Here is a 14,099-nt window from a genome sequence, read left to right as displayed (position 1 = left end):
ATTCCGTGCCAAACGCAGGTTTTCTGTTGTGAATAAGGCACTGGGCAGGGAAAAGGCGAAAGCCTCATAGCTTATTCAGCTGAATTCTTCTCGTTTTAAATTAAACTGCTTTCTACGAATAAATATATGCTCTCCTATCTGCTTTAGTATTTCTTTCATTTTTAACCCCGTACCATAGAAAGATTTTATCTGCTATAATATATAAAGCAACTATAGTATTTTATTAACCTATAGTATGCATGATTACGTCAAAATTAGTTAGAAGAGTTGATTTATAATTAATAATAAATTAAAATATAAAAAAGAAAGAGGGAGGGGGAAACAATAATGGAAACTTCCCAAAGTGTTATACAGGTGGCAATCTGTGATGATGAAAAAATAATATGCACTGAATTGGAAGTTTTTATTGCTCATTCCTCTATGTAGTATTGTAATGATACATTATTTAATAGTCACCCGCCGCCCTATGCATGATGTCAGGGTAATTGAAGGTGCAGGTCTTTTGATTATCAATATAATAACGTTTTATATCTATAGTGCAGTTGAAGAATCTTATCTAGAAAATATGGATAAAGAAATTGCAGTTCAGACCTCTATAATGTATGCAAACCAATTAGAACTTATTATGAGAACTCAGCAAGAGATAAGGTCTTTGCAGCATGATATGAAATATCATATAAGGGATTTAATGTCGATGGCAAAGGCCAGTAATTCTAAAGATATTCTTAGCTATCTTGAAAATATGAGTGAATTAGTCGATAATCCAAAAGAGTTAGCCTCTTCTGGAAACAAAGAAATTGATAGCAATATAAATTATCTTTTAAGATATGCCAGGGAAAAATTAATTGATGTTAACATCAATTTAAAAATACCTGAGGTTTTTTTTGATTCTTCCTATGACATAAGTGTAATTATTGGAACCTTATTGGAAAATGCTATTGTTGAAACAGATAAAACAGATGAAAAGATGTTAAGCATAAATATGGTAATGGAAACATCTATATTATATATAAAGATTATTAATACTTATAACTGTATCATAAAGAAGAGGGGAGATAAAATTTTAACCTCGAAAGATAATTCGGCATATGACAAAAACATTTTTCGGGTTGTTATTATGTTATATCTAACCGATACGATAGCATAATTTATTGATTTATCAGGCTAAAAAGGAATTGTAAACATTTAATAAAAAACATCGCTTTTTATGGGAATTCCCTGAAAAACGGTGTTTTTTTGTATCTTTAGCTGACCACTCCCAAGTGTTATGTACTATGGTTTGAATATCTGAACTGCTTTGCATTGAGAATACTAGTGTTGAAAAGGATAGCGCTCACTAGTCAGTCAGTGGTCATGGCAATCCGGATTCCCATGACTACAAAGCCTATTGTTATGTCCCTGCAACAGCGATCATTCAAATCCTGATGCCATTAGGAATATTGATATAAAGAATTTTCTGGTTCAGTTTAAAACTACTTTTGGCAGAAGCAAAAGGAAATCTTTTGTTCTTTCCTAAACAGGTAAAAAATTAAGACGGCAGTATTTTTATATAAGGCTAAATATGAACAGAGAAGCGAAGACAGATAAAGAGGGTTCTGGCATTCAGCAATATTTTTTGACAGAATTGTCAAAAATATAGAATATACAATATTTTATTTAGGGTATTTGTTGTAAAAAACACAGCCCAAGGATAACCTTTACATTAAAATTGCTATCCTATATTATAAAATAAACTAGTGGATATTAAAAGAATGGAGTTTAGCTATGTTTCAAATCGGAAAGCGGGAAATCGAACTTCTTTATCTGGTAAATTCATCGAAGGATGGGTTTATTTACAGAGAGTTAATAGAGAGATTTGGATATACGGAACGTTCTTTTAAATATGCTGTCGACTTAATCAATAGTTTTCTGAAGGAAAACTCTCAACAGGCCTGTTTCGTACTTGATAATAAAAGATGTTATTTAAAAAACCCCCCTCTTTCCATGAAGTTTACACTGGATCACATCACAAAAGAACTGTATTACCTTTCAAAGGAAGACCGCAGTGAAACCATCTTCTTTCGGTATTTGGCTGATTTACACTACACAATCGATGAAATTACAGACTATCTGGCTGTGAGTAAGTCTACGGTAAAGAAATCCCTTGCAGTTGTCAAGGAAAAATGCGGGGAATATGGTCTGGAGCTTGTAAACCATAAGAGAATGGGGATTGAGCTGAAGGGAAGTGAAACGGTCATCCGTTCAGCGCTTATGGATTTGCTTTATAAATACTGTGCTCTTTCAAACCAGGACAGTAAACACAGGAGGCTTGCTCTTCGCAACTGCAATCCTTATTTAAGAGAATGGATCGGAGCGGTTTTTAACCAGTTTCAATCAGAACAGAAAGCAGAGGCCTTATTTTCCTCCATATGGGAATATCTTCCGGTTATTCAGAATGATGAAATCTATATACTGGCCATGGTGAATCTGATCCTGATATTTTACAGAACAGGAAACGGGTGTTACGTTTCAGCAGATACAGAAGAATACGTTGGATTGGAAGGGAGAAAGCTGGCAGAAGCCATCAGCATTTCCTGTGAGAAAAACTTAAAGATCAAACTGCCCTGTGAAGAATTTTTTAAATTTGTCATTGTTCTAAACAAGGGTTATTCCATAGAAAGCAACGAAAAAGATCAGTATCTGTTAATTGGAAGTATGATCTGGATCCATCGCCTTGTTTCTGATTTACTTCAAAAATACACCAACCGGTCCTTTCAGTCATTATCAAATGAATACAGCTTAAACGAGGCGCTGGATATGCTCAACAACCATTTCTACGCAGCAGTGGAGAGAGTAAGGCGAAATATTTACATTCAGAATCCAATTCTTCAGGACATAAAAGAAGAATACAGAGAAGCGTTTCATGATGTTGAAAGCAGTTTAGAAGGGCTTGAAAATTATCTGGAAAAGAAGTTTTCACAGGATGATATCGGCTATTTCACTTTGCTGCTTGAAAATATTATTTCACAGGTCCGCAAACAGAAGAAAAGAGTACGCAGGATTGTTCTGATCTGTGGCTTGGGCTATGGAACCGCTCAGATGGTGAAAAATAAAATTATGCAGAAGTTTGATGTGGTGATCGAAGATGTGATCCCTTATTATAAGCTGGATGCTTATGTGGATAACCAGAATATTGATTTGTTCGTATCAACAGTCCCTGTAAAAATAAATACAATCAGCAATGTGGTGGAGGTGAATCCGCTGCTGACGGAGCAGGATACAGAAGCTTTGATAAAAGCTGGAATGGTCCGCGGGGGCAATGATTTATCCGCTCTGATGCAGCTAATAGAACAGAATGCAGTGATAACCAATCGTTCCCGTTTGGAAAAAAATTTAAAGGAATTATATGGAATCAGAGACCTGGAACATTCTAAGTATGAGATTTTACTGAAGTTTCTGCCTGAAACCAGGATCCTTGTCAATCAGACGTATCATGACTGGCAGGAAGCTATCTATGCTGCGGGCGGCCTTCTGGTAGAGACGGATTGTGTCTTACCGTCCTATGTGGAGGATATGATCAATAATATCAAAGAATTCGGTTCTTATATCACCATTGGCAACGGAATTGCCCTGCCTCACGCCAGAAATAAAAATAACGTGAAAAAGACCGCATTCAGTCTGATTACATTAAAAGAGCCGGTGGTATTTGAAAATGGGAAAAAGATTGATACGGTTATCAGCTTCTGTAATGTTGCAGGCAATGAGTATACAACAGCACTGACAGCTCTCATGGAGTTAAGTGAAAACCAGTCCTTCCTGGACTATAAAAAAGAGGTGAAAACGCCGAACCAGCTATTGGAATATATAAAAAAATTAAAGTAGGTGAATTGTATGAGTATTATCAATGAAAAATGTATTGCATTAAGGCTTGATGCCTCTGATGCACAGGAAGGAATTGTAAAAGCCGGACAGGTGCTCCTTCAAGAAGGGTATATCAGGCAGGGGTATATTGATGCAATGCTGAAAAACTTCGAAAAGAACGGTCCTTATTTTGCCATTGCACCTGGTTTTGCCATGCCCCATGCAAGGCCGGAGGAGGGGGTCATTCAATCCGGAATATCCTTAATTACCCTTAAAAATCCGGTTTCTTTTGGAAGCAGCAATGATCCTGTGAAGCTGATTATGGCACTTGCAACCAGCAATGACAATGAGCATCTTGAGTTTATGACGAAAATAGCCGGACTTTTAGGCAAAGAACGTGTGATAGAAAAACTGTATCAGTGCAAAACAACTGATGAGGTGATGTCAGTGTTAAACAATAATTAAGCAAAGGAGATGAAAATGATGAAAGTATTAGCAGTTTGCGGATTGGGAATGGGATCATCCCTCATACTTCGGATGAATATTGAGGAGGTTTTTCAGACAGAGGGAGTAAAAGCGGAAGTGGAACACAGCGATGCTTCTGCAGCAAGCGCTGAAGCATGTGACTTCATTGTTACAACAAAGGAAATTGCACAGTCCCTTCAGAATCCGCGGGGAAAAGTAATTATTCTGGATAATTTTATAGACAAAGAAGAAATTAAAAGAGTTTTAAAGGAAAATAATGTTTTCTAACTACCTACGGAGGAGGTTTCGTTATGGCAGCTGTGAATTGGATTGCAACTAATATTTTCGGGAATGCCGGCTTTTTATTAGGAATTATCGTTATGTTGGGGTTAATTCTCCAAAAGAAGTCATTCAGTCAGACGGTCCAGGGAACGATTAAAGCGATTATTGGTTTTCAGATTATAGGAATCGGTTCGGGAATTGTGGTTTCTTCATTAAATGTTTTTCAGCCTATGTGGGCTGAGGTTTTTGGACTGGAAGCCCAGAGTCTTGGTACTTACATGGGGCAGAATGACTTTGTTAAGAAATTCGGTACCGTTGTTACCCTTTCTATGACATTCGGATTTCTGATCAATGTGCTGCTGGCACGTTTCACAAAATTTAAGTATATCTACTTAACCGGTCATATGATGTTCTGGACTTCTCTTATTTTTGCAGGAATCATTTTTGATCAGAATATCAATGCCAATACATTTGCAGTAATAGTATTTTTATCAATTGTACTGGGCGTTTATTGGACATTACAGCCTGCTTTGACACAGCCTTTCTTAAGAAAGATCACGGGAAATGACAGTGTGGCACTGGGACATACATCAGCCTCTGTTGCATTTTTAGGTGCAGTGGCCGGCAAATTTGTGGGAAATAAGGACAAGAGCACGGAAGATCTGGTTATCTCTGATAAATGGGGATTCTTAAGGGATTCAAATATTGTTACCGGAATTACCATGGCAGTTTTGTTCATCATTGGTACCGTTCTTCTTATGATGAAACAGACAGAGGGTGCCGGAGAGATTCTTGCAACCTCAGGAGATACAAGCTTTATCATATACTCCATATTAACCAGTTTACAATTTGCAGGCGGTATTGCTGTGGTGCTTTTCGGGGTCCGCATGTTTATTGGTGAAATGGTACCTGCTTTTAAGGGAATTGCTACGAAAGTTGTTCCAGGTGCAGTACCTGCCCTTGATTGTCCCATTGTTTATCCTTATGCACCAAATGCGGTTATTATCGGATTCCTGGGAGCATTTGTAGCAAGCTTAGTCTGGCTTGTGGTTTTAGGAAATACCGTAGGCTATGTGTTTGTTCCAACTATGATTGCTATTTTCTTCCATGCAGGAACAGCAGGAGTCTTTGGAAATAAAACAGGAGGAATCAGAGGTGCGCTGTTTGCAGGTGTGATTACTGCAACTGTCATTGCAGTTGGTCAATATATCATGGTTACGTTCCTGGCTCCATCGACGGTTCCCGATGTGGTAATGTGGGCTGCTGATTCCGATATGTTTATCATTGGGCCGATTATCCGGTTCATTGCCGGCTTTTTATTCTAGGGAGTGTCTGAAAACTCATTGCCCCAATCTGCGCGCTCCACTTTGCGGCATATTTGCTCCAAATTCAGTTGGCGTAGCCCACTACGCCGCCTTCATCTGGAACAAATCTCCCACAAAGTGTAATGCACATCTTGGAACAAGCAATTTTCAGACACACCCTAAAAGAATATGATTTTAATGGTATAGCCGGAGTTTTTTTTAAACTTACGGCTATGCTTTCCCGTATAAATGCATGGACAGACAGGAGGAATTATCATGAATTTTGTCAGAACGATTTTCGGTGATATTTCACCGGAAGAAATGGGAGTTACTTATTCCCATGAACATTTGTTGTGCGTACCGCCTTATTGGAAGGAGAAAAATGCAGATGACCTGCTTCTTGATGATCCTGAAAAAACAAAAGGGGATATGCAGGATTTTAAGGATTTAGGCGGCTGTACTATTGTGGATGCTACTGCCATTGACTATGGAAGAAATATTTCCGGAGTTGCAGAACTGGCAAAAGAACTGGATATTCAGATCATTGCAACAGCAGGGTTTAATAAGTCCTTTTTATGGGATGCAAAGCTGCCGGAGCATTTAATTCCCATTGTAGGAAATTATCATACTTACCAGGAGTGGATGGAACAGGCAACCGTTGACCAGCTGACGGATCACGTAATCCGTGAAGTTGAAGTGGGGCTGGAAGGAACGCCTTACAAAGCAGGGCAGGTAAAAACCGGTACAGGCTATAACAGCATAAATCCCTTAGAGGTCAAGACTATTGTTGCTATAGCAGCAGCCCATCATGAGACAAAGGCTCCTGTTCATCTCCATACAGAGGCAGGAACCATGGCGCTGGAGCAGATTGAGATTCTGGAAAGGGAAAAGGTGGATATCAGCCGCGTTTCCTTTGGGCATATGGACCGGAACCTGGATTTATATTATTATGAGAAAATTTTGTCCCACGGAGGATTTTTAAGCTTTGACGGACTTGGGAAAATAAAATATGCACCGGAGTCTGCGAGGATTCACGTAATTTTGGAGCTGTGTAAAAGAGGGTATGAAGATCACCTTTTGATCAGCCATGATCTCGCCAGAAAATCCTATTACAGAAATTACAGCTACGGAATCGGCTTAAAGTTCATATTAGACAAGTGGGTCCCCAGATTCATAGAGGAAGCAGATACAGCAGGCTTAGACGGAAGGGCTCTGGCAGATAAATTCCTGATAAACAATCCAAAAGAATGCTTCACCTTTCGACAGGAGGGGGGAAAATGAGCAATAAAATGAATGAACTGGATGGAATGTCGGTCAGAGACTTAATTCCAACCCATGATATCGCCCTGCTCCCATTAGGCGCTGTGGAAATCCATGGTCCCCACCTGCCTATAGGCACGGATTCCTTTCTCGCTGAAAGGCTATGTGAAAAGCTTTCTGAGCGGGTTCCTTCCCTGATCCTTCCTGTGATTCATTACACCCAGGTCTGGAGTCTGGGAGAAATGAAAGGATCCATCAGTATCAGCAATGAGCTGTTGACACAGCTGCTCTGTGAAATTCTGTTGGAAACAGAGCGAAACGGTTTCCGTATGGCTGTTATGATCAATACTCATCTGGGAAATAACGGTGCCATAAAGGAAGCTGCCAGAAAGGTACTGAAAGAAAAACCAAATTTTAAGATCCTGTATTTCACCTATCCCGGTGCAGGAGAAATTCTGGGGGAAGTGATGGGAGCAGGGAACTTTCACGGTGGATTTTTCCATGCAGATGAAATTGAAACCTCGTATATGCTGTATTTGTGCAAGGATCATGTGGACATGTCAAAAGCAGTCAATGAAACTCCTCTGGTGCCTGAACTCATAGACGTGACGCCTATCCGGTGGAGCGAATTTACTCAGACCGCTGTCATGGGGAACGCAAAGGATGCAACAGAGGAGAAAGGCCGTAAAGTCATCGAATATGTGTTGGACCGGATGGTTTCTCTCGTGGAAAAGGCAAAGGAAAGGTGATTCATGAACGGTATTAAGACTTATTTTAAAAATATTGAACGGATTCTGGATTCCGTACTGGAAAGCCAGGGAGAGGCCATGGAAGCTGCTGCAAAGTGCTTTGCGGATGCAATCCGGCAAAAGCGTTCCATCTATGTGTTCGGCTGCTCCCATGGAGCTATTTTATCAGAAGAAATGTTTTACCGTGCCGGCGGCCTGGCAGTGATCAACCCTTTGTTTAATCCTTCTCTTATGCTCAATGTCCGCCCGGTTACTCTCACAAGCAGATTTGAAAGGCTGGAAGGTCAGTCAAAGGCTCTTCTTCAAGAGTCCAGTGCAAAAGATGGAGATGTGATTCTCATTCATTCTGTTTCAGGAAGAAATGCTGGAATTGTGGAAATGGCCCTGGAAGCCAAAGCCAAGAATATGACTGTGATCGGAATTACCAATAAGGCATATTCTGAGAAGAGTACTTCCCGCCACGGCAGCAGAAAACGGCTTTTTGAGCTGTGTGACATCTGCATCGACAATGGTGGAGAGTTTGGAGACGGCTGTGTTTCAATCAAAGGAATTCGGGAAAAGGCAGGAGCCACCTCCACTGTAATCGGAGCCTCCATTGTCAATGGCATTTCCGTCAGAACTGCTGAAATTCTGGCTGAAAGAGGAATCAGGCCGCCTGTCCTTCACAGTGCAAATGCGGATGGAGGAGATGAGATCAATAAGAGAATTTTTGAAGAATACAAAGGCTGTATTCACTATTTATAAAGGGAGTAAATCCCGATAGAGTAAACTGCTGCGGGCTGATTTGTTTGTGCCTGCAGCAGTTTTTTTATTATGGGCTTTGGCTTTGTGAATATGGAGGATTTTCTCTTTAGCTGCATCAGTATTGTGCGGCTTTTTCAATGTACAATTCTGGAACTGTTCCTATACCTCTTCGGCGTCATCCCATTATGCCTCTTAAAAAACCGGGTAAAATGGCTCTCATCGTAAAATCCCAGCCGTTCGCTGATCTCTCTCATGGACAAGTCCGAATTCTGCAGCAAAAAGCAAGCCCTCATCAGCCTTAGCTTACTATAATACTCCACCGCACTGCATCCAAATTCTTCTTTCACCAGCCGTTCCAGATGCGTTTTGCTCAGATTCAAATATCTGCACATCTCTGCCAGCGACATGTTCAGCTCTTCGTCATGAGCGATCATATCAAGAAACTTGTCCCGAAAATTATTGTTGGGGGACTCGGAAACTTCCTCAATAAAAAGCAGTACCAGGGATTCTGCCCGGTTCTGGAGCTTCAGAAGGTTAAGCCTTGTCAAGTCATGGGAGCCTTTCACGAATTTGTCAAACCGGTCAGAGCGGATATGCAGGTTTTGTATGTGGAAGCCGGTTGGAAAGGTCTGTTTCAACAGCGCGCACATCTCATAATGCTCCGGCTCATCCTCAACATCAATACCTATCTGTGCATATCCCGTTTTAGAACTTAACGTATGGGGAAGATAAGGCGGCAGAATCACCGCCTGATTTTCATGTATGGAATACGTCTGATTTTTCACCATTATATCCAATGTCCCCGAAGTGACAAAGATAATATGAAAAAAGCTATGGCTGTGCAGACTCAGGGAAAAATCAGCCGGCCTCTCCAGCATATGAATCAGCCGCAGAGGCGGCTTCAAGTCAATCATGGTTCCCACAATACTGAGTTTCTCCATCTTCACATCTTTCCTTTCAAAAAAGAAGCAGTAATTATGTAAAAAATAAATGGTCTGAATATACAAAAACGTGGTCCGTTTTTGAATTGCAAAACATCTGATATTGCCTTATATTTATAATAAATTAAAGAAATTAAATGTCAATAACAAATAATCATTTTAGAGGAGAAATATACAATGAAAGGTATTTTAGATGCAACCAATGTCAGGATCACCAGACTATCGCCCAAGGATGGGAAACAATACTTTTTCGGCTATTACGACATTCCTGCATTTCATCCATATAAAAAACTGCATCTTTGCCATCAGGTGTCCTTCATGGACCGCCTGCCCGAACTTAAGGATGTCTGCCGTCTGGGTGTGCTGGACATGGGGACGGGGGAATTTAAAGAGCTGGCCCGAACAACTGCCTGGAATTTTCAGCAGGGCGCAATGCTGCAGTGGAACCCCTTAAATTATGAAGAAATCATCTACAACATATATGAGAACGGCAATTACCGGGGAATGATTAAGAATATCAAGACCGGAGCTGAGCGCAGGCTTGATCGTCCAGTGACAAACGTTTCTCCTGACGGCCGCTGGGGCTTGTCTGTCAACATGAGCCGTATCTATGATTTCCGCCCAGGCTATGGATACTGCAATCAAAAGGATCCATTGGCCGGGGTGCACATTCCCGGGCAGGACGGAGTCTTTCTGATTGATATGCAAACAGGGCAGTCAAAGCTGATCTTGAACTACCGGCAGATCAATGATGCCCTGCCCCAGCCATGGTCTCCGAATAAAAAGATCGTCATTAATCACATCACCTTTAACCGGGAATCCGACCGGTTCCTGTTCTTGGTCAGAGTGTTTCCTGAGGCAGATGGAGAATGGAAAACCGCCTTGGGAACCAGCGATCTGCACGGTAATGTCTATCCTTTAAGGCCTTACGCATATGCGTCCCATTATCACTGGGGCATCGGTGGCCGCCTGATGATCTACGGCGGCTGGGGTAATGGGGCCGGCTTATATATTCTGCAGGATGAAACGCAGCAAGAAGAGCGCTATGACTCTCCATTGTTTCGTAAAGACATACACTGCAGCTACTCGCCGGACGGCGAATGGGTAATCGGTGACGGGTATCAGGACGAAAAAGAGTATCGGCCAGTATATCTGTACCATATCGAAAGTAAACAGGGGATGATGATTGGCAGATTTCATTCCCCTTATCCCCCTATTACGGATATTCGCTGTGACCTGCACTGCCGTTGGTCACCGGAGAGCGATACGGTTTCTTTTGATTCTATTCACGAAGGTTTTCGTGGCATATATAGAATGGAACTAATTGATGCAATGAAAGAAATAAGAAAATTGGGAGGAATTTGAAATGAGGAAACGTACAACAGCGATGCTACTGATTACGGCCATGCTGATTACTGCCTGCGGCAGCAATTCAGCTCCGCCCGGATCAACGGACACGAAAGGGGAAACGCCGGCCAAGTCTGGGGCTGACCAGGATACCGGCACATCAGCGGCGGCCGTTTTAGATCCGGTCACCATCACCATCTGGTATGAGGGTAACGACTCCCGCCTGCCATTCTTCAAGGCCGCTGAAGCCGAGATGCAGAAGGAATATCCCAACTTTTCCATCAACGCGGTTACCTTTGACAACGCGACACTGACCACCAAGGCGCTCCAGGCGGTAACCACCAATGGCGGAGTGGATCTGATCTTTAATGAGGCCTCTCGTCTGCTGGTCACCCATCAGCAGTCCAACGGCGGCTTTGAGGCACTGGACGATGTTTTGGCTGCGGCACCCAATCAGGAGAAGGTAACGGATGCGGACAAAAAGGTTATTTCTGCCAATGGACAGATCATCGCGTTCCCCATCAACCGCTCGGTAAACGGACTGGGATATAAGACTGATGTGCCCGGTGTGGAAGTTACGGCAGAGAAAGTTCCTGACACCTTTGAAAAATTTGTGGCCCTGGGCAAGGAGTATCAGCTGGCTGGAATTGCCGGTTGGACCCTGCATCTGGGAACCAGTCCGGATCAGATCTTTAATCTCTTTATAACCGGAGGAAACGGACAGAATGATGTGTGGATTAACAGCGTACCAGAGAGCCAGATTCAGAAAAACGCGAAGTATTTTGAGCAGCTCATCGGCCTTTACTCCGGTCCCGATGCCATCTGGGACAAGGATGCAATTAATGAGGATTTTTCCGCAATGTATACCAAGATCCAGAGCGGAAGCGTGGGCATGTTCCGGGTCGGTAACTGGAACGCGGCCGGCTGGGATCAGCCGGACAGCGGTGTCGGAGAATACGAGGTGACCACTTGGCCGTCCTTAGACAACAGCGGGAAGGGCGGACTCTTCCTGGGCGGAGTCCGGGGACTGGCGATGCCGAAGAACGCGCCGGAGAAAGAGGCTGCTAAGGTATTCTTATCCTACTGTCTGTCGGAGGCTGCTCAAAAGGCCAGCTTTGATACCATGGGTTCCTGTATGGATTATGATGTGGTGGATCAGAATCAGCTGAGCAAGAACCAGAAAATATTCTTTGACTCCTCGATTCCCATCTATCCAAGTGATTCTTATGTTGGAAGCTTTACGTATTATCCCGAGCTGCTGGAAACCTACGAAAAGGGGCTGACCGGCGCCTATCAGGCAAAGGATGAGGCAGAGATTAAAGCCGCGGTAGAAAAGCTGCATGAGGATCTGAACAGAGTGATTGAGCAGAACAAGTGAGGTGTTTCATGAGATCACGAAACAATCTGGCCTCCCATTGGAAATGGGGGGCTGCGTTAAAAAAATACTGGATACTGTATCTGTTTATCGGCCTTTTTGGCCTGCTCTCGGTCGTCTTTGGCGTTTATCCCATGTTATCCAGTATCTTTTATTCTTTTTTTAAGACCAATACGGTATTGACGAAGCCGGAATTTGTTGGGCTGGGCAATTATCTTAAGCTGTTTCAGGACTCCTACTTCTGGGATTCCCTGAGGGTGACCCTGTTGTTTACCGTCATCTGTGTGCCCTTAAATCTTGTGGCGGCATTGGCGCTGGCCCAGCTGTTAAACTATCATGGGCTTTCTTCTCCAGCGCGCCTGCTCTTTAAGCTGGCGGTATTTATCCCGTTTATCACGCCGGACGTGGTCAGTGCGGTCGTGTGGAAGCAGTTCTTTAACAGCAATGGTGCGATGAACAGCCTGCTTAAGCTGCTGGGAATTCCGCCTCAGAGCTGGCTGACCAGCGGCGGACTGGCAATCGTGGTACTTGCCTTTGTGGAGCTGTGGAAGCATGTGGGCCTTTACACTATTATTTTTCTAACCAATTATCAGCTGATCGATAGGAGCATGTATGAGGCGGCAACCACTGACGGCGCCAATGGCTGGCAGATGTATCGCTACATCACCCTGCCCTCCCTGCGCCCTGCGCTGATGCTGAATCTGGTGTACGCTGTGATTCAGTTTATGAAAACCTATACGGTGTCCAGGATCATCACGTTCGGCGGTCCCAATTATGCCACCAATTTTCTGTCCTACTATGCATACAGCAAATACGAAAAAATGGACTTCGGCATGGCGACAGCTATTGCCACGTTCCTGTTCCTGCTGATCATTGGCCTGACATTTGCAGGCTCATGGGGAAGGAGGCGGTTCAATGAAAGCAAATAAGGTGGTTACCCTGTTGGTTTATCTGATTTTGGCCCTGATTTCATTTATAATGATTTATCCCTTTTTGTGGATGCTTTTCGGATCTTTTAAGACCAACCAGGAAATCATTAAGTACCCTCTGTCCCTGTTACCCAAACGCTGGGTGCTGTCGGGATGGCAGGGGATCATGACTTTGTCGGGCAATCCCATTGGGCATTACTTTAAAAACAGTGTGATCATCGCCGGAGGGAGCACGCTTCTGGTGGTGCTTGCCACGTCACTGGGTGGTTATGCCCTCTACCGGAGAGCTGATCTGCCGGCATTTTCTGTGATTGAGAAATCTTTCAGCTTAGGCCTGATGTATCCGGCGGTGCTGCTGCTCATTCCGCTGTATGTGATCGTGGTGCAGCTAAAGCTGTACGGAACCGGCAACTTCTGGGGAATCATCTTTGCCTCGTCCACAGGCGCGTGGGGCGCGGCCCTGCCGTTTTTCCTGTTTAAAAACTTTTTTAAGTCCCTGCCCTATGATCTGATCGAATCGGCAACTCTGGACGGGGCCGGGGAGTTTCAGCTGTTTTTCCGGATTGTGGTGCCGGTCATGTACCCGGTGTTTACTACGGCCACACTAATTTCTTTTTTGTCCAGCTGGGGATTATGGCTTCCGGTGCTGATGCTGTCCAAGGATATGAGCACTTATAATCTGGCAGCAATGCTGGTAAACTTAAATTCTGACCTGGGTGTTGATATGTCCATGACCGCAGCCTTATCCACCACGATTTCACTTCCGGTGGTTTTGGTGTTCCTGGTGACTCAGCGAAAGGTTATGGATGGGATTGCCGCAGGCAGCGTAAAAGGTTGATTGATAAAATGATGAATGCAGAGGG

General features: G+C 43.2%; 14 protein-coding genes. 12 read left to right on the top strand and 2 right to left on the bottom strand.

The annotated features are described in order from the left end of the window. The first annotated feature begins 433 nt into the window (after positions 1 to 433). The 5 genes from K401_RS0128710 (at position 434) to ulaA (ending at position 5,912) form a co-directional block, all read left to right on the top strand. Entirely contained in the window at positions 434 to 1,147 is a 714-nt protein-coding gene (locus tag K401_RS0128710; protein WP_024296180.1) for a GHKL domain-containing protein, read from the top strand. A gap of 617 nt (positions 1,148 to 1,764) precedes the next feature. Continuing rightward, a complete protein-coding gene (locus tag K401_RS0128705) occupies positions 1,765 to 3,861 on the top strand; it encodes a BglG family transcription antiterminator (RefSeq protein ID WP_024296179.1) in 2,097 nt (698 codons plus the stop codon). A 9-nt stretch (positions 3,862 to 3,870) separates the two neighbouring features. Beyond that, the gene (locus tag K401_RS0128700) at positions 3,871 to 4,305 is read left to right on the top strand and encodes a PTS sugar transporter subunit IIA (RefSeq protein ID WP_024296178.1); all 435 of its coding nucleotides are present in this window, start codon (positions 3,871 to 3,873) and stop codon (positions 4,303 to 4,305) included. A gap of 15 nt (positions 4,306 to 4,320) precedes the next feature. Further along, entirely contained in the window at positions 4,321 to 4,593 is a 273-nt protein-coding gene (locus tag K401_RS0128695; protein WP_242837920.1) for a PTS sugar transporter subunit IIB, read from the top strand. Between the two features lie 23 nt (positions 4,594 to 4,616). Next, entirely contained in the window at positions 4,617 to 5,912 is a 1,296-nt protein-coding gene (ulaA, locus tag K401_RS0128690; RefSeq protein ID WP_024296176.1) for a PTS ascorbate transporter subunit IIC, read from the top strand. Positions 5,913 to 5,976: 64 nt separating this feature from the next. On the opposite strand, the gene K401_RS34420 is transcribed toward ulaA, so the two are convergent. Further along, entirely contained in the window at positions 5,977 to 6,042 is a 66-nt protein-coding gene (locus K401_RS34420; RefSeq protein WP_496196607.1) for a DUF6783 domain-containing protein, read from the bottom strand. Positions 6,043 to 6,167: 125 nt separating this feature from the next. On the opposite strand from K401_RS34420, the gene K401_RS0128685 reads away from it, so the two are divergent. From K401_RS0128685 to K401_RS0128675, 3 genes are read left to right on the top strand one after another with little or no spacing between them, the layout of a single operon-like run. Further along, positions 6,168 to 7,172, top strand: a complete 1,005-nt coding sequence (locus tag K401_RS0128685; RefSeq protein ID WP_024296175.1) for a phosphotriesterase family protein — start codon at positions 6,168 to 6,170, stop codon at positions 7,170 to 7,172. Next, the gene (locus K401_RS0128680) at positions 7,169 to 7,900 is read left to right on the top strand and encodes a creatininase family protein (protein WP_198018293.1); all 732 of its coding nucleotides are present in this window, start codon (positions 7,169 to 7,171) and stop codon (positions 7,898 to 7,900) included. The genes K401_RS0128685 and K401_RS0128680 overlap by 4 nt, the downstream gene beginning before the upstream one ends. Before the next feature lie 3 nt (positions 7,901 to 7,903). Beyond that, positions 7,904 to 8,644, top strand: a complete 741-nt coding sequence (locus tag K401_RS0128675; protein WP_027352273.1) for a sugar isomerase domain-containing protein — start codon at positions 7,904 to 7,906, stop codon at positions 8,642 to 8,644. A 134-nt stretch (positions 8,645 to 8,778) separates the two neighbouring features. On the opposite strand, the gene K401_RS0128665 is transcribed toward K401_RS0128675, so the two are convergent. Then, positions 8,779 to 9,585, bottom strand: coding sequence for a helix-turn-helix domain-containing protein (locus K401_RS0128665; RefSeq protein ID WP_027352274.1), 807 nt, complete (start codon positions 9,583 to 9,585; stop codon positions 8,779 to 8,781). 177 nt (positions 9,586 to 9,762) lie between these two features. On the opposite strand from K401_RS0128665, the gene K401_RS0128660 reads away from it, so the two are divergent. From K401_RS0128660 to K401_RS0128645, 4 genes are read left to right on the top strand one after another with little or no spacing between them, the layout of a single operon-like run. Further along, on the top strand, positions 9,763 to 10,950 hold the full coding sequence (locus K401_RS0128660; RefSeq protein ID WP_024296171.1) for a hypothetical protein: 1,188 nt from the start codon (positions 9,763 to 9,765) through the stop codon (positions 10,948 to 10,950). Between the two features lies 1 nt (position 10,951). Beyond that, a complete protein-coding gene (locus tag K401_RS0128655; protein ID WP_024296170.1) occupies positions 10,952 to 12,310 on the top strand; it encodes an ABC transporter substrate-binding protein in 1,359 nt (452 codons plus the stop codon). Positions 12,311 to 12,318: 8 nt separating this feature from the next. Continuing rightward, positions 12,319 to 13,236, top strand: coding sequence for a carbohydrate ABC transporter permease (locus tag K401_RS0128650; RefSeq protein WP_024296169.1), 918 nt, complete (start codon positions 12,319 to 12,321; stop codon positions 13,234 to 13,236). After that, entirely contained in the window at positions 13,223 to 14,074 is an 852-nt protein-coding gene (locus K401_RS0128645) for a carbohydrate ABC transporter permease (protein WP_024296168.1), read from the top strand. The genes K401_RS0128650 and K401_RS0128645 overlap by 14 nt, the downstream gene beginning before the upstream one ends. Positions 14,075 to 14,099 lie beyond the last annotated feature (25 nt).

It is taken from the genome of Lacrimispora indolis DSM 755 (genome assembly GCF_000526995.1).
In the GTDB taxonomy this organism is placed as follows: Bacteria; Bacillota; Clostridia; order Lachnospirales; family Lachnospiraceae; genus Lacrimispora; species Lacrimispora indolis.
Note: the sequence above shows the minus strand (reverse complement) of the source record. Positions and strands in the feature narration are given on the sequence as shown.

Bases quoted from the DNA above. Each gene is read 5' to 3' on its own strand.
- K401_RS0128645 (WP_024296168.1), top strand. From the start codon at position 13,223: ATGAAAGCAAATAAGGTGGTTACCCTGTTGGTTTATCTGATTTTGGCC.
- K401_RS0128710 (WP_024296180.1), top strand. From the start codon at position 434: ATGATACATTATTTAATAGTCACCCGCCGCCCTATGCATGATGTCAGG.
- ulaA (WP_024296176.1), top strand. From the start codon at position 4,617: ATGGCAGCTGTGAATTGGATTGCAACTAATATTTTCGGGAATGCCGGC.
- K401_RS0128685 (WP_024296175.1), top strand. From the start codon at position 6,168: ATGAATTTTGTCAGAACGATTTTCGGTGATATTTCACCGGAAGAAATG.
- K401_RS0128705 (WP_024296179.1), top strand. From the start codon at position 1,765: ATGTTTCAAATCGGAAAGCGGGAAATCGAACTTCTTTATCTGGTAAAT.
- K401_RS0128650 (WP_024296169.1), top strand. From the start codon at position 12,319: ATGAGATCACGAAACAATCTGGCCTCCCATTGGAAATGGGGGGCTGCG.
- K401_RS0128665 (WP_027352274.1), bottom strand. From the start codon at position 9,585: ATGGAGAAACTCAGTATTGTGGGAACCATGATTGACTTGAAGCCGCCT.
- K401_RS0128655 (WP_024296170.1), top strand. From the start codon at position 10,952: ATGAGGAAACGTACAACAGCGATGCTACTGATTACGGCCATGCTGATT.
- K401_RS0128700 (WP_024296178.1), top strand. From the start codon at position 3,871: ATGAGTATTATCAATGAAAAATGTATTGCATTAAGGCTTGATGCCTCT.
- K401_RS0128695 (WP_242837920.1), top strand. From the start codon at position 4,321: ATGATGAAAGTATTAGCAGTTTGCGGATTGGGAATGGGATCATCCCTC.
- K401_RS0128675 (WP_027352273.1), top strand. From the start codon at position 7,904: ATGAACGGTATTAAGACTTATTTTAAAAATATTGAACGGATTCTGGAT.
- K401_RS0128680 (WP_198018293.1), top strand. From the start codon at position 7,169: ATGAGCAATAAAATGAATGAACTGGATGGAATGTCGGTCAGAGACTTA.
- K401_RS0128660 (WP_024296171.1), top strand. From the start codon at position 9,763: ATGAAAGGTATTTTAGATGCAACCAATGTCAGGATCACCAGACTATCG.